At 44.5% G+C, this 16172-nt stretch carries 16 protein-coding genes; 14 read left to right on the plus strand and 2 right to left on the minus strand.

Annotated elements, in window-relative coordinates; genetic code table 11:
* Positions 1 to 315: 315 nt before the first annotated feature.
* The 14 genes from JQM82_RS09870 (at position 316) to JQM82_RS09935 (ending at position 14926) form a co-directional block, all read left to right on the plus strand.
* Positions 316 to 945 carry a hypothetical protein gene (locus JQM82_RS09870; protein WP_235250055.1) on the plus strand — a complete coding sequence of 210 codons (630 nt, stop codon included), beginning with the start codon at positions 316 to 318 and terminating at the stop codon, positions 943 to 945.
* A gap of 412 nt (positions 946 to 1357) precedes the next feature.
* The gene (metG, locus tag JQM82_RS09875; RefSeq protein WP_328284213.1) at positions 1358 to 3325 is read left to right on the plus strand and encodes a methionine--tRNA ligase; all 1968 of its coding nucleotides are present in this window, start codon (positions 1358 to 1360) and stop codon (positions 3323 to 3325) included.
* A gap of 166 nt (positions 3326 to 3491) precedes the next feature.
* Positions 3492 to 3848, plus strand: a complete 357-nt coding sequence (locus tag JQM82_RS09880; protein ID WP_235250061.1) for a Uma2 family endonuclease — start codon at positions 3492 to 3494, stop codon at positions 3846 to 3848.
* A gap of 25 nt (positions 3849 to 3873) precedes the next feature.
* Positions 3874 to 5373, plus strand: coding sequence for an NAD(P)/FAD-dependent oxidoreductase (locus tag JQM82_RS09885; RefSeq protein WP_235250063.1), 1500 nt, complete (start codon positions 3874 to 3876; stop codon positions 5371 to 5373).
* The gene (locus JQM82_RS09890; protein WP_235250064.1) at positions 5370 to 6635 is read left to right on the plus strand and encodes an NAD(P)/FAD-dependent oxidoreductase; all 1266 of its coding nucleotides are present in this window, start codon (positions 5370 to 5372) and stop codon (positions 6633 to 6635) included. The genes JQM82_RS09885 and JQM82_RS09890 overlap by 4 nt, the downstream gene beginning before the upstream one ends.
* Before the next feature lie 4 nt (positions 6636 to 6639).
* The gene (locus tag JQM82_RS09895; protein WP_235250066.1) at positions 6640 to 7005 is read left to right on the plus strand and encodes a DUF1667 domain-containing protein; all 366 of its coding nucleotides are present in this window, start codon (positions 6640 to 6642) and stop codon (positions 7003 to 7005) included.
* Between the two features lie 46 nt (positions 7006 to 7051).
* Complete coding sequence (locus JQM82_RS09900) at positions 7052 to 8038, plus strand: diaminopimelate dehydrogenase (RefSeq protein ID WP_235250068.1); 987 nt, start codon at positions 7052 to 7054, stop codon at positions 8036 to 8038.
* A gap of 2 nt (positions 8039 to 8040) precedes the next feature.
* On the plus strand, positions 8041 to 8802 hold the full coding sequence (locus JQM82_RS09905) for a TatD family hydrolase (protein WP_235250070.1): 762 nt from the start codon (positions 8041 to 8043) through the stop codon (positions 8800 to 8802).
* Positions 8799 to 9623 carry a carbon-nitrogen hydrolase family protein gene (locus JQM82_RS09910; protein ID WP_235250072.1) on the plus strand — a complete coding sequence of 275 codons (825 nt, stop codon included), beginning with the start codon at positions 8799 to 8801 and terminating at the stop codon, positions 9621 to 9623. The genes JQM82_RS09905 and JQM82_RS09910 overlap by 4 nt, the downstream gene beginning before the upstream one ends.
* A 73-nt stretch (positions 9624 to 9696) precedes the next feature.
* Complete coding sequence (locus JQM82_RS09915) at positions 9697 to 10617, plus strand: alpha/beta hydrolase (RefSeq protein WP_235250074.1); 921 nt, start codon at positions 9697 to 9699, stop codon at positions 10615 to 10617.
* 124 nt (positions 10618 to 10741) lie between these two features.
* Positions 10742 to 11614, plus strand: coding sequence for a 16S rRNA (adenine(1518)-N(6)/adenine(1519)-N(6))-dimethyltransferase RsmA (gene rsmA / locus JQM82_RS09920; protein ID WP_235250077.1), 873 nt, complete (start codon positions 10742 to 10744; stop codon positions 11612 to 11614).
* Between the two features lie 127 nt (positions 11615 to 11741).
* Entirely contained in the window at positions 11742 to 13112 is a 1371-nt protein-coding gene (locus tag JQM82_RS09925) for a citrate/2-methylcitrate synthase (protein WP_331472857.1), read from the plus strand.
* The gene (locus tag JQM82_RS09930; RefSeq protein ID WP_235250083.1) at positions 13112 to 14044 is read left to right on the plus strand and encodes an alpha/beta fold hydrolase; all 933 of its coding nucleotides are present in this window, start codon (positions 13112 to 13114) and stop codon (positions 14042 to 14044) included. Before JQM82_RS09925 ends, JQM82_RS09930 begins: the two co-directional genes overlap by 1 nt.
* A gap of 36 nt (positions 14045 to 14080) precedes the next feature.
* Complete coding sequence (locus tag JQM82_RS09935; RefSeq protein ID WP_235250085.1) at positions 14081 to 14926, plus strand: aminotransferase class IV; 846 nt, start codon at positions 14081 to 14083, stop codon at positions 14924 to 14926.
* A 57-nt stretch (positions 14927 to 14983) separates the two neighbouring features.
* Here the strand turns inward: JQM82_RS09935 and JQM82_RS09940 are convergent, their stop codons facing one another.
* Complete coding sequence (locus JQM82_RS09940; protein ID WP_235250087.1) at positions 14984 to 15442, minus strand: Lrp/AsnC family transcriptional regulator; 459 nt, start codon at positions 15440 to 15442, stop codon at positions 14984 to 14986.
* A gap of 350 nt (positions 15443 to 15792) precedes the next feature.
* Positions 15793 to 16172 (minus strand): sporulation initiation factor Spo0A C-terminal domain-containing protein (locus tag JQM82_RS09945; protein WP_235250089.1); only part of this gene is annotated, 380 nt, incomplete at its 5' end.

A 16172-nucleotide genomic window follows, 5' to 3' on the forward strand; every position in this document is an offset into this window, starting at 1 on the left:
GCCCAGCAGAGAGAAGCGATTGCTCAGCAAAAAGAATATAATGAAAAGATGTTAAATAAAGTGAATCAAATTATAGAAACCAATGAAGAGCGCAATCAGTATCTGGGAATGATAGAAAGCAATACGGCTGCAAATGCATACTTTGCAGCAGCAAATTATTTGAAAAGGTAAAAGCAATGACAGAAGCAATCCTGTAATCCTCAGTTGACCGGGCAACACCTCTTCGATATAATAAAATGACAGATATGTCTCGGGGAAAACATATACGATGAAGATCGGAAAACTACTTTATGAGGAGAAAGGATTACTAAAGATATGAAAAAAAGAACGATGAGAACCATGATCACGGCCCTCCTGGCAGCAGTGCTCTGCCTTGGCCTTGTGGCCTGTTCCGGAGAAGATTTTGATGCGGCAGGCTATGTGAAGAGTGTGCTGGATGCCAATTATCACAAAGAATACAAAGGTTATGCGACTTTCCGCCAGCTGTCTGAAGAAGAAGCAGAGAAAGAGATTGTAGATAGTATCAATCTGCAGCTGGAGCTTGAGATTGCAACTGTCGGAGGAATTACGGAAGACGGAAAAGAGCGTTACAAGGAATTGTCTGCAGAAATTGACAAACTGGCGAAGTATGAAGTGACCGAAGCCAAAAAGCAGGATGACGGAAGCTATATCGTAACGGTATCCGTTGAACCATCCAATGTATTCCAGATCATGGAACAGGTGCTGACCGATGTTGCAAATGAGATGATGGGACAGGGAGCAACGCTTGAATCGGATGAGGAATTTACGGAGTATCTTCTGGAAGGAATGAGAAGATGTATTGATCAGAACGCATATGGAGAAGCGCAGACCGTGGAAGTGGCTGTGTCAGCGGATGATTCGGGTGCTTATGGAATCTCTGAGGAAGATATGCAGCTTCTGCAGGATACAATGTTCCCGGAATAGGGAATTTTCAGAGACGTATCTTGACATGTCCCATGAGATTATGCTACGATTCTTATTACGAATGAATATGTAAACGCAGTGACGAAGAGAGTATGTGACAGGAAGTTTTACAGAGAATTCCCGGAAGGTTCAGGAATCTGAAAAGCATAGATTTTGCAGAACCATTGCTGAGAGGGATGAATGGAATGTGACAGAAGATGGCTTCCAAGCGGCGTGGATGAGCGAAGACCAGGGTGAGCGATAATGCATTTGTACTCCGGGATTTCGTTAGTTTGCGAAGGGAACCGCCCTTTACAGCGGCGGGTGTTGATGCGACACTCGATAAGGCTTTCTGCTGTGAGGCGGAAGGTGAACAGAAGTGGTAACACGGGATAACTCGTCTTCTTTGATTTTTCCAGGTTGGAATGGGAGAATCAAAGGAGACGTTTTTTTATCATTTACAACAAAGGAGAGGGAAAACATGGAGAAACCAAAGTATTATATTACAACGGCGATTGCCTATACATCAGGAAAGCCGCACATCGGTAATACGTATGAGATCGTGCTTGCAGATGCGATCGCGAGATATAAGAGAAGTCAGGGGTATGATGTATTTTTCCAGACAGGAACTGACGAGCATGGACAGAAGATCGAATTAAAAGCTGCAGATGCAGGCGTGACGCCGAAGGAATTTGTAGATGACGTTGCAGGGGAGATTAAGAGAATATGGGATCTGATGAATACTTCTTATGATAAATTTATCCGTACTACGGATGAAGATCATGAGAAACAGGTACAGAAGATCTTTAAGAAATTATACGATCAGGGAGACATATACAAAGGATCTTATGAGGGACTTTACTGTACACCTTGTGAATCTTTCTGGACAGAATCTCAGCTGGTAGACGGCAAATGTCCGGACTGCGGACGTGAAGTAAAGCCGGCAAAGGAAGAAGCATATTTCTTCAGAATGAGCAAATATGCAGATCGTCTGATCGAGCATATCAATACACATCCGGAATTTATTCAGCCGGTATCCCGTAAAAATGAGATGATGAATAACTTCCTGCTTCCGGGACTCCAGGATCTGTGTGTATCCAGAACTTCATTCAAATGGGGAATTCCGGTAGATTTTGATCCGAAGCATGTAGTTTATGTATGGCTGGATGCGCTGACCAACTACATTACCGGAATCGGATATGACTGTGACGGAGACAGCACTGAGCAGTTTAAGAAGAACTGGCCGGCAGATCTGCACCTGATCGGAAAAGACATTATCCGTTTCCATACAATTTACTGGCCGATCTTCCTGATGGCACTGGATCTTCCGCTTCCGAAGCAGGTGTTCGGACATCCGTGGCTGCTGCAGGGTGACGGCAAGATGAGTAAATCCAAGGGCAATGTACTGTATGCTGATGAGCTGGTAGATTTCTTTGGTGTGGATGCAGTGCGTTATTTCGTGCTTCACGAGATGCCGTTTGAAAATGATGGTGTGATTTCCTGGGAACTGATGGTTGAGCGTATGAACTCTGACCTTGCAAATACATTGGGAAATCTGGTAAACAGAACGATTTCCATGACCAATAAGTATTTTGGAGGCGTGGTAACAGATAAAGGTGTTGCTGATACGGAGGAAGAGAAGGCTGTAGATGCAGATCTGAAGGCTGTTACGGAAAATATGCCGAAGAAGGCAGATGCAAAAATGGAGGATCTGCGTGTGGCAGATGCGATTACCGAGATCTTCAACCTCTTCAAACGCTGCAACAAGTACATTGATGAGACGATGCCATGGGCACTTGCAAAGGACGAGGCTAAGAGAGACCGTCTGGAGACCGTACTTTACAATCTGATTGAGAGTATCAAGGCGGGAGCAAGAATTCTGGAATCCTTCATGCCGGAGACATCTGAAAAGATCCTCGCACAGCTCGGAGATGGAAAGGTTACGGATAAGCAGGAGATCCTGTTTGCAAGACTGGATATCAATGAAGTGATGAAAAAGGTAGAGGAACTTCATCCGCCGGTAGCAGAAGAAGCAACGGAAGAGGAAGAAGAAGTGATCGACATCGAGGCAAAACCGGAGATTACATTTGAGGAGTTTGGAAAAATGCAGTTCCAGGTAGGTGAGATCATTGCCTGCGAAGCTGTGAAAAAATCCAAAAAACTTCTGTGTTCTCAGGTAAAGGTTGGAAGTCAGGTAAAACAGATTGTATCTGGTATCAAAGCACACTATACACCGGAAGAGATGGTCGGCAAGAAGGTTATGGTTCTTGTGAATCTGAAACCTGCGAAGCTGGCAGGTGTGCTGTCTGAGGGAATGCTTCTGTGTGCAGAGGATGCAGAGGGCAATCTTGCACTGATGACGCCGGAAAAAGAGATGCCGTCAGGAGCTGAGATCTGCTAGAGGATTGCGGTTCAGATAAATATCATATGAGACGAAAAAGGATTGTTGTCCATTTGTGGCGGCAATCCTTTTTCTATTTTCAATGGCATTTCAGCCGTTATGATTCATGTTTGTGAAAATGAGAACAGAAAACCAGTCATTCACAGAAAAGGGAGGAGATGCTATAATGAAAGCAGAAACAGATGAGCGGTATGTAATCGGAGGTAACATGGTGATGAAGAAAGAAGAGACGGGCTATACGATCAGGGATATAGAAGCTCTGCCGGAGAATGAGAGGGCGGAACTGATTGACGGTAAGATATATTGGATGGCGACCCCGACAACGACTCACCAGAGAATCCTGAATTTTTTAAATTTTGAATTTTACAGGTATGTAAAAGAAAAGCAGGGAGATTGTGAAGTCTTTATATCCCCGTTTGCAGTATATCTGAATGAAACCAGTACTTATGTGGATCCGGCGATGAACCGGGTGCCGGTAGGAATCTATGGAGGAGAACTGGTCATCGACTTTTCAGAGCGGTGAAATGTAAAGAGCAGGAGGGATGATGATGTATGATGTGATTATTATCGGAGCCGGCGTGACGGGTGCAGCAGTAGCAAGGGAATTATCCCGTTACCAGGCAGATGTCTGTGTTCTGGAACGAGCGGAGGATGTCTGCTGCGGAACTTCAAAAGCAAACAGTGGCATTGTCCATGCAGGATACGATGCGAAACCGGGAACGATGAAGGCAAAGATGAATCTTCTGGGAAATGCTTTAATGGGACCTCTTGCAGAGGAACTGGATTTTCCGTTTATGCAAAAGGGATCGTTGGTTGTCTGTACGCGGGAAGAAGAGATGTCAAAGCTTCAGGAACTATATGACCGGGGAATTATGAATGGTGTGCCGGATATGCAGATATTGTCAGGAAAAGAGGCTCTTGCGTTGGAGCCGAATCTCTCAAAAGAAGTGTATGGGGCGCTATATGCACCGACAGCCGGACTTGTCTGTCCATTTTCGCTGAACATTGCGCTTGCAGAAAATGCAGACAGGAATGGAGTCCGGTTCTTTTTTAATACAGAGGTGACGAGAATCCGTAAGGGAACGAATGAAGGAAATGGCGGATATACGATTCAGACAGGTGCCGGAGAATATCAGACCAGGTGTGTGGTGAATGCAGCGGGAGTCTATGCGGATGTGCTTCATAATATGGTCAGTGAAAAGAAGCTGTCGATCACACCGAGAAAGGGAGAATACTGCCTGTTGGATAAAAGTGCAGGAAGTCATGTGTCAAGAACGATATTCTCGCTTCCCGGCAGGTATGGAAAGGGAGTACTGGTTACGCCTACGATACACGGGAATCTTCTGGTAGGTCCAACATCGGTGGATGTGGATGACAAAGAAGGGGTGGATACGACGGGAGAAGGGATTGCGGATCTTTCTGAGAAGGCAAGGAGCAATGTGCGTGATCTTCCGATGCGGGAAGTGATCACTTCCTTTGCAGGGCTGCGTGCACATGAAGCAGGCGGGGATTTTATACTGGAAGAGGCTTCGGATGCCCCGGGATTTTTCGACTGTGCAGGAATCGAATCTCCGGGACTTACCAGTGCACCGGCAATCGGTGTCTATATGGCACAGCTTATAAAAGAGAAGCTCGGATTAAGGGAGAATCCGGAATTTGATGGCAGGAGAAAGGGGATTCTGAGGCCGGGAACATTGTCGCAGCAAGAATGGAATGCTCTGATTCAGAGAGAGCCTGCATATGGAACGATTATCTGTCGCTGTGAGATGATCACGGAAGGAGAGATTCTGGATGCGCTTCACAGGCCGATCGGTGCAAAGTCTCTGGATGGGATAAAGAGAAGAACCAGAGCAGGTATGGGAAGATGTCAGTCCGGTTTTTGTATGCCGAGAGTCATGGAAATACTTGCAAGAGAGCTTCATGTGGATCAGGAAAAGCTTACGAAATCCGGAGGGGGTTCCAGGATACTTTCCGGTGATATGCGGCAGTATAAAGGCGCGCTTAGAAAGTTGAAAGAAGAAGGACCGGAAAAGGAGGAGGGACGATGAAAGCATATGAAGTTGTTGTGATCGGAGGTGGTCCCGCCGGACTTGCAGCTGCGGCAGCGGCCAGAAAAAGTGGAATTCGTGACATTCTCATTCTGGAGAGGGACAGGGAGCTGGGCGGTATTCTGAACCAGTGTATTCATAATGGGTTCGGTCTGCATACATTTAAAGAAGAGCTGACAGGACCAGAGTATGCAGAACGGTTTATCCGTCAGGTGGAAGAACTGAAGATAGAATATAAATTAAATACGATGGTCATGCATATTCAAAGAGATAAAAGAATCATTGCCATAAATCGTCAGGAGGGAGTGTTTGAGATCCAGGCACAAGCTGTAATCCTCGCGATGGGATGCAGAGAGCGCCCCAGAGGGGCACTGAATATTCCGGGATATCGTCCGGCAGGTATTTTTTCGGCAGGAACAGCGCAGAGACTGGTCAATATGGAAGGCTATCTGCCGGGACGGGAGGTTGTGATTCTGGGATCCGGGGACATCGGTCTGATCATGGCGAGACGAATGACACTTGAAGGAGCAACAGTGAAAGTGGTGGCAGAGCTGATGCCGTATTCCGGAGGATTAAAGAGAAATATTGTTCAGTGTCTGGAGGATTATGGAATTCCGCTGAAGCTGAGTCATACGGTTGTGGATATCCGGGGAAAAGAGAGGGTGGAAGGAGTGATACTTGCCCGTGTGGATGAAAAGGGACAACCGATTCCGGGAACGGAAGAAGATATTTCCTGTGATACGCTTCTTCTGTCTGTGGGATTGATTCCGGAAAATGAGTTGTCTGCAGAATGCAAAGTACAGCTGGACCGGGTGACCAGAGGGCCAGTGGTGGATGACAGCCTGCAGACCAGTATTCCAGGAATCTTTGCCTGTGGAAATGTGCTGCATGTACATGATCTGGTGGATTTTGTATCGGAAGAGGCAGAGCGTGCAGGAGTGTGTGCAGCGACGTATGTGAAACGGGAACACCCAGGTACAGAAGGCAGAATAATCCGGATCGTTCCGGCGGCGGGCGTCCGTTATACAGTTCCGCAGATGCTTCATCCGGATACAATGGCGGATCAGGTTATTGTACGCTTTCGTGTGGAAAAACCTTGCCGGAATTGCAGAATCAGGGTTGATATCAACGGAGACCCCATACTCTGTAAAAAACGTCCCGTTATGGCTCCGGGAGAGATGGAGAGTATCGTTCTGGAAAAAAAGACGGTAGAAGAACATCCGGATGTACAGGAGATTGCGATACGAATAGAGGAGGCGTAAGAAGATGACAGTGCAGGAACTCATCTGCATCGGCTGTCCGATGGGGTGTCAGCTGAAAATAGAGATGGAAGCAGGAGAAGTGATTCGTGTTTCCGGAAATACGTGTAACAGAGGAGATGCGTATGCAAGGAAGGAGGTTACGAATCCGACCCGGATCGTAACTACAACTGTGAGGGTGCATCATGGAACCCAGGCGGTTGTGTCGGTGAAAACAAAAAGCGGCATCCCAAAAGACCGGATATCAGATTGTATGAAAGAAATAAAAAGGGTGACGGTGGAAGCACCGGTGAAGATCGGGGATGTGGTTGCCACAAATATTGCAGATACCGGAATTGATGTGGTTGCGACAAAAAATGTATCTGTGTTATAATCTCTTTTGATAAAAGAAAGCGAAAGAGTAAGGAGAGGTTATATCTATGGGAAAAATAAGAATTGGAATTGTTGGATATGGAAATATAGGACGTGGTGTGGAAAAAGCCATTGCCCGTAATGAAGATATGGAATTGGCAGCAGTATTTACCAGAAGGGATCCTGCATCTGTTGCGATCGCCACAGATGGGGTACCGGTAAAGCATTTTGATGAGATGACAGACATGAAAGATGAGATTGATGTTATGGTATTGTGCGGTGGGTCTGCAACAGATCTTCCGGTTATGGGTCCGAAGATCGCTGCGGATTTCAATACGATTGACAGCTTTGATACTCATGCGAAGATTCCGGAGTATTTTGCTGATATGGATCAGGCAGCAGGAAGCGGTGGCAATGTCAGCATTATCTCTGTGGGCTGGGATCCGGGAATGTTTTCACTGAATCGTCTGTATGCAGAGTCGATCCTGGTACAGGGAAGTACTTATACATTCTGGGGCAAAGGCGTCAGTCAGGGACATTCTGATGCAATTCGCCGTGTGGATGGCGTGAAGAACGGAATTCAGTATACGGTACCTATTGAGGAAGCAGTTGACCGTGTAAGAAGTGGAAATGAACCGGCACTTACCACAAGAGAGAAGCATCTGCGTGAGTGTTATGTGGTACCGGAGGAAGGCGCGGATCTTCAGGCAATTGAGGAAGCAATCAAGACGATGCCGAATTATTTTGATGAGTATGATACAACGGTAACATTTATTACAGAAGAAGAGCTGAAGGAAAAGCACAGCAAGATGCCGCATGGTGGATTCGTAATTCGAAGCGGAGAGACAGGAACGGATGGAAATAAGCATGTCATTGAATATTCTCTGAAGCTGGATTCTAATCCGGAATTTACAGCCAGTGTATTGATCTGCTATGCGAGAGCTGCTTACAAACTGTCTAAAGCAGGAGAAAGCGGAGCAAGAAGTGTCTTTGATATTGCACCGGCAATGTTGTCAATGAAGACACCGGAACAGCTGAGAAAAGAGATGTTATAAAGATGATTTTTGATACACATGCACATTATGACAGTGAACAATTTAATGAAGATCGCAAAGAGTTGCTGCAATCGATGGAAGAACAGGGAGTAGGAACGATTGTAAATGTGTGCGCCTCCTATGCTTCCTGTGAGCGGGTGACCAATATGGTGCAGGAGTATCCGTTCATGTATGCGGCTGTCGGGATACATCCGGATCATGTGGGAAGTCTGAATGAAGAGACATTTGCCAGGATGAAAGAATTATTTACCCGTGATAAGGTAATTGCAGTGGGAGAGATTGGTCTTGATTATTACTGGGATCATGAGTCTCATGACCTGCAGAAGAACTGGTTCATCCGCCAGCTGGAACTTGCAAAAGAACTGGATCTTCCGGTTCTGATTCACAGTCGGGATGCGGCGGCAGATACGATGGAGATCATGAGAGAATATGCAGCGGGACTGGATGGTGTGATCCACTGCTATTCGTATTCCAGAGAAATGGCACAGGAATATGTAAAGATGGGATTTTATATCGGTGTTGGCGGAGTTGTGACATTTAAAAACGGCCGGAAACTGAAAGAGACGGTTGCAGATATTCCTTTGGAAGCGATCGTTCTGGAGACGGACTGTCCGTATCTTGCACCGGAACCATATCGGGGAAAGCGTAACAATTCGTCGTATATCCGGTATGTGGCAGAGGAGATTGCCCGGATCAAGGGTGTCACATATGAGGAAGTGGTGGCGCAGACCGAAGAAAATGCGAGAAAGATGTATCGTCTATGAAAAAAGTGAAGATTGCCAGTATTCAGATGAAAGTCAGCGAAGATAAAGAAGCGAATCTGCGGCATCTGGAAGAACTGATGAAAAGCAGAGAAGTAAAAGAAGCGGATCTTGCAGTGGTTCCGGAGATGTTCAATTGTCCGTATGTTACCGCGGGTTTTCCGGTGTATGCAGAAAAGGAAGGCGGGATGTCATGGGAGAGATGTGCGGCTCTTGCGGCCGGGCACCGGATTTATCTGTCAGCGGGAAGCATGCCGGAAGTAGACGAAGAAGGTCATGTCTATAATACAGCATATGTCTTTGATCGCAACGGCCAACAGATTGCGAAGCATCGGAAAGTGCATCTTTTTGATATTGACGTGGAGGGACAGTATTTTAAAGAATCAGATACATTGTCATCCGGAGACCAGGTGACAGTATTCGAGACAGAATTCTGTAAAATGGGTATATGCATCTGTTATGATTTCCGTTTTCCGGAACTGTCACGGCTGATGGCGGAGCAGGGAGCGAAGATCATACTGGTGCCGGGAGCATTTAATATGACAACAGGTCCGGCACACTGGGAACTGCTGTTTCGTCAAAGGGCGGTCGATAATCAGGTATACGCAGTCGGCACCGCTCCGGCCAGGGATGAACGGGCAAGTTATCACTCCTGGGGCCATTCGATTGTTACAGATCCATGGGGAAACGTGGTAATGGAGATGGATGAAAAAGAACACGTAGTACTCACAGAGATAGATCTGGATAAAGTAGAAAAAATCCGTGAACAGCTGCCGCTTTTAAAGCAGCTGAGGCGAGATGTATATGAGTGGAAAACACTTTAGTGAAGTAAAAGGGGGCGTTGCAAAATGATATGCTCCCTTTTTAACATATTAACGCAGGAAAGGATGATAAATTATGTTAATGAGCAGTATTATCAGAAAACAATTCAAAGAGGGAGATGATATCCGTGATGAAGGGCTTGTAACTCCTCCGGAAGTGCTACGACATGATAATCTTTTATATGGAGAGGATGAACGATGGCAGTGTCTGGATGTCTATCGGCCGAGGGAGGGGACAAAGGTGCTTCCGGTCATTGTGAGTGTCCACGGCGGCGGCTGGGTTTACGGGGATAAAGAGCGATATCAGTTTTACTGTATGGATCTGGCAAAGCGCGGGTTCGCAGTGGTGAATTTTACGTATCGTCTTGCGCCGGAATATCAGTTCCCGGCTCCGATTGAAGATACGGGACGAGTATTCGAGTGGGTAAGCAGGCATGCAGATGAGTATGGATTTGATCTGGAGTCAGTTTTTGCGACAGGAGATTCTGCGGGAGCGAACATATTGGCCCTTTATACAGAAGTATGTACTAATGATGACTATGCCAGAATACTTGAGCGGGATTATGTAACTCGTATTGCCAGACCCTTGATTCCGAAGGCGATTGCATTAAATTGTGGTGCGTATCGTATTGCATTTGATGAGACTTGTGATACGGTGATGAAAGAGTTGATGAAGGAATATCTTCCAGAGGCGGGAAGCGAGGAGGAATTGAATAAGATTAATGTGTTATCACATGTGACATCAGGTTTTCCTCCTACATTTCTGATGACTGCAGAGGGTGACTTTCTGAAAGACCAGGCAGGTTGTCTTATGGAATGCTTCCTTCAGGAAAATGTTCCGTTTGAATTCCATTATTATACGCAATTCGGCAATGCTAATATGCCGGAGAAAGAGCTAGGCCATGTCTTTCATCTGAACATACGGCATCCGCAGGCGGCAATATGTAACGATGAAGAATGCTTATTTTTTGAAAAACATATACGTATGAGAAAATAAACAGATAAATTCAGGGTATAATGTTCACACTTTCTTAATTCTTATTTTATTTTTTGGGTATATCATAATATCAGGAATTATTGTATAATGTAAAGAAATATACACATAAGCAGGGAGAAGGCAGATGGGTACATCAACATTAGGAAATCCACAGAATACAATTGCAGTTTTGCAGAAGTATAATTTTTCATTTCAGAAGAAGTTCGGGCAGAATTTTTTGATTGATACGCATGTATTGGATAAAATTATCCGCGCTGCAGGAATTACAAAGGATGATATGGTACTGGAAATCGGACCGGGAATCGGAACGATGACACAGTATCTTGCCGAGGCAGCAGGCAAGGTGACTGCTGTTGAGATTGATAAAAATCTGATTCCGATCCTTGAGGACACTCTGAGTGAATATGATAATGTAACGATTATTAATGAAGATGTACTGAAACTGGATATTCGAAGACTTGCAGATGAAGAAAATCAGGGGCGTCCGATTAAAGTGGTGGCGAATCTTCCATACTATATTACAACACCGATTATCATGGGACTTTTTGAGAATCATGTACCAATGGAGAGTATCACGGTTATGGTACAGAAAGAAGTTGCTGACCGGATGCAGACAGGTCCGGGAAGTAAAGATTATGGTGCACTGTCCCTGGCAGTTCAATACTATGCCGAACCCTATATTGTGGCAAATGTGCCGCCGAATTGTTTTATGCCAAGACCCCGTGTGGGCTCGGCGGTCATCCGGCTTACCTGTCATAAGCAGCCGCCGGTGGAGGTAAAAGATGAGAAACTGATGTTTGATATTATCAGGGCATCTTTTAATCAGAGAAGAAAGACTCTGGCAAACGGTCTGAAAAATTCTGATAAATTAAAGTATTCCAGGGAGGAGATTGAAGAAGCGATTCAATCACTCGGAAAGGGAGCAAGTGTCCGTGGTGAGGCGCTTACGCTGGAAGAATTTGCAGCTTTGAGCAACCGCTTATGCGGGCTTTTATAGCTGTGATATATCCGGGAATTACACAATATGAGGGATTGTGAATTCCCGGATCCATATAATCTGAAAGGGATGAAGAGGTCAGGAGCAATGATATGTAGATAATATAAGAACAGAAAGGATGATGGCGATGGTGAAGAAAGGTGAGCAGGCATTATTTGAGGTGACACCAGAGATTGAACATTTTGCACAGCTGTGTGAAAGTAACAATGCAATTGATAAGGATCTGTATACCAGATATGATGTAAAAAGAGGTCTTAGAGATTTAAATGGAAAGGGTGTTCTTGCAGGTCTTACCAATATTTCGGATGTGTGTGCCAAAAAGATTGTAAATGGAAAAGAAGTGCCCTGCGCAGGAAATCTTTACTACCGTGGATACAACATCAAAGATCTGGTAAAGGGATTCTTGAAAGACAAGCATTCTGGATTTGAAGAAATTGCGTATCTGCTGTTGTTTGGAGAACTTCCGAATGCAAAAGAACTGCAGATGTTTCATGATACTCTTGTGGAAAGGAGAACGCTGCCGCCGACTTTTGTAAGGGATGTAATTATGAAGGCTCCGAGCAAAGATATGATGAACAGTCTTTCCAGATCAATTCTGAGCCTGTATACGTATGATGCAAAGGCAGATGATACTTCGATTCCGAATGTATTGCGTCAGTGCCTGAACCTGATCAGCCAGTTCCCGATGCTGATGGTATATGGATATCATGCTTATAATTATCGAATGGGAGAGGATCTCTATATCTACGCACCGTCACCGGAATTGTCTACAGCAGAAAATATTCTGATGATGTTAAGAGAGAATAAGAAATATTCAAAACTGGAAGCAAAGATTCTGGATATGGCGCTTGTGCTTCATATGGATCATGGCGGTGGAAATAATTCAACATTTACAACACACGTGGTGACGTCTTCGGGAACGGATACGTATTCAGCGATTGTTGCAGCTATGTCATCATTAAAGGGACCGAAGCATGGTGGAGCAAACATTAAAGTAACGCAGATGTTTGACGATATGATGGAACATGTAAAAGACTGGGAGGACGACGATGAAGTTCGCCAGTATCTGTATGATCTTCTGGACAAGAAAGCATTTGACCAGAAAGGCCTGATCTATGGCATGGGACATGCTATTTATTCCATATCAGATCCAAGAGCAGATATTTTCAAAGGATTTGTCAAACAGCTGGCGAAAGAAAAGAAGTGCGAAAAGGTGTATGCTCTTTATGAGAAAGTCGAACACATGGCTCCGGAAGTGATTGCTGAAAAGCGCAAGATCTATAAAGGGGTAAATGCAAATGTCGATTTTTACAGCGGACTGGTATACCGGATGTTGGATCTGCCTCCGGCATTGTACACACCGATCTTTGCGGCTGCCCGCATTGTAGGATGGAGTGCACACAGACTGGAAGAGCTTAAGAATGTTGATAAGATTATCCGTCCGGCTTATAAGTCACTGGCGGAACACAAAGAGTATATAAGAATGGAAGACAGATAATGAAACAGGAATTTTACTATCCTTCCAGGGATGGAAAGACACAGATTCATGCGATTGAGTGGATTCCGGAAGGTGAGATAAAGGGTGTACTCCAGATCTGTCATGGGATGGTGGAGTATATCGGAAGATACCATGAATTTGCAGAATATATGTCTCAAAATGGGTATTATGTGACTGGACATGATCATCTGGGGCACGGAAAATCAATTCAGACGGAAGAAGAACTGGGGTATTTTGATGAAACCAGGGGAAATCAGTACGTGATCGGCGATATACATAAGCTGCGCGAGAGGACAATGAAAAAATATCCGGATGCATCGTACTATATGCTGGGACACAGTATGGGATCCTTCCTGCTAAGAGAGTATCTGACCATGTACGGAAAGGGCCTTGACGGTGCCGTTATTATGGGGACCGGATATCAGAGCGCATTTATTCTGAATGCCGGACAGCTTGTGTGCAGAGGGATTGCGGCTTTTAAAGGCTGGAAACATCGCAGCCGTTTTGTAGATAATCTGAGTTTTGGAAGTTATAATAAAAGATTTGAACCGGCAGAGACTACAAAAGACTGGATTACGTCAGACCGGGAAAAAAGACAGAAATATGTGGAAGATCCATTGTGCTCCTATATGTTTACGCTGGGAGCTTATTATCAGATGTTCGAGGGAATGAAAGTTCTGACGAAAAAAGAAAGTCTGGAACGAATTCCAAAGGATCTGCCGATTCTGTTCGTTTCCGGCAAGGACGATCCGGTAGGCGCGTTCGGAAAGAGCGTAACAAAGGTTTATGAGAAGTATAAGGCAGCCGGAATACATAATGTGTCCATTCATCTGTATCAAGGTGACCGGCACGAGATTCTGAATGAAATTGACCGGGAAAAGGTATACCATGATATATACAGATGGATAGAGACGAAAGAATGTGCAGAATAATCATACGGTTTTAAAAGCATGCAATAGGGTAAGAATATGAAAACACTGGGATATTATAATGGAAAGTACGATGAAATTGAAAACATGGTCATTCCTATGAATGACCGCTGCAGTTGGTTTGGAGATGGAGTCTATGATGCAGGACCGGCGAGAAACTATAAGATCTTTGCGGTGGATGAACATATAGACCGGTTCTTTAACAGTGCAGCGCTTCTGGATATTCAGATGCCTGTGACAAAAGCAGAGTTAAAGGATCTTCTGCAGGAGATGGTGCAAAAAATGGATACCGGAGATCTGTTTGTATATTATCAGGTAACCAGAGGCACGGGAATGCGTAATCATGTGTACACGGAAGGACCTGGAAATCTGTGGATTACTTTGAAGCCCTCAGGGATCGATGAGGGACTTGAACCAATCAGGCTGATTACAACAGAAGATACCCGTTTTTTTCATTGCAATATAAAGACACTGAACCTGATTCCGTCTTGTGTTGCATCCGAAAGAGCAAGAAAAGCTGGAGCTCAGGAGTCGGTATTTTACAGACCGGGTGGGCGCGTGACAGAGTGTGCGCACAGCAATATACATATTATCAGAGACGGGAAATTCGTGACAGCACCTGCAGATAATCTGATCCTTCCAGGAATTGCCAGAGCACATTTGATCAAAGCATGTAAGAAATTGGGGATTGCAGTGAATGAAACGCCTTATACCCTGGATGATCTGTTTCAGGCAGAAGAGATTATTGTGTCCAGTTCAAGTAATCCGTGCCTGCCGGTAAAAGAGATTGATGGGAAAGCGGTAGGGGGAAGAAACCCGGAGATATTGGAAAAGATCCGGAAAGAAGTGGTAACGGAACTTTTGGAAGCTACGAAAGTGGAATAGGAAAAAAGGGGACGGAGGATTTTTAAAAATCCTCCGTCCCCTTTTTTTCCACATTATTTATTCGTTATCCACATACGGCAGGGAGGAAAATGTGTTTTTTTCTGTCCGAAGCACAAAATGTGTACGTGTCATACATACTCCTGGCTGATTTTTCACCCATCGATGTATACTTTCCAGATGTTCGGAAGAGCGGCAGGTGATTTTTATCATGTAATCATATTCTCCAGTCAGATAATAGCAGGAGATAACATTGGGATGATGCTGTATGTTTTCCACAAACGTATCATTATATTTTGGGTGTTCCAGTGATAGTTCCATCAACGCGGTGACATCGTTTCCGATTCGGGTATCATCGGTTATGACAGTATAGGACTGTATAATACCGGAATCTTCCATTTTGTGAATTCGATCAATTACGGTAGACACTGACAGATGTATTGCTTTGCTGATCTCTGAAGCTTTCTGGCGTGCATTATTTTTTAGATATTTTAATATCTGATAATCAAGGGAATCCATATGTAAGTCTCCTTTCAAGAGAAATATGTATAATTATGAGTTTTCCTGTTATATTCTATCATAACATGGGCATGCCGTCAAAAGACTCATATATGAAAGTCGTTATAGAATTACAGACAGCAAAAACACCTCCGACGGAGGTGTTTTCGTTGTTGTTATAGTTATCTAAAGGAATGAGAGTAAAGTGTACACCGGCTGTTCCGGTGTTTTACTTTATGAGGGGGGAGATAGTTGATTGTTCCTCAACTATCTGTCTATTAGTATATACGGTAAATATGTCTAAAGTATGTTGAATCTATAAAAGAAAAAGAAAAAATCTTAAGAACCACTTAAGAAGTTAATAACAATACCTAAACTATTAGTTTTGAGTTATCGTTTTGTTTCAGATGTGCAGTCAGGATATCAAAAAATTCGCTGGAGGTTGGTCGGATCGGCATGGGATGAAGGGCGATTTCCTGAAGGAGCTTCCGGTTGCCCCTTTCCCAACAGACTTTGATGACGGTGCGTATATTTCTCTCAACACTGCAGCTGGTTGTGCAGTAATATCTTGCAATTTCGGGATATAACAATTTACTGACGAAGAGCAGATAATCTTCGTCTTTCAAACAGAGACTGATTCCATAGGCGAGATACCAATAGCCGCGATAGGTTGCACCGATTCCAAGTGATCTTATCAAATGTTCGATGTCTTTTTTGTTCATATATTTCCACTTCTTTCTAAGAGATTTCT

The sequence above is a fragment of the Faecalicatena contorta genome (assembly GCF_021531995.1).
In the GTDB taxonomy this organism is placed as follows: Bacteria; Bacillota; Clostridia; order Lachnospirales; family Lachnospiraceae; genus Dorea_A; species Dorea_A contorta_A.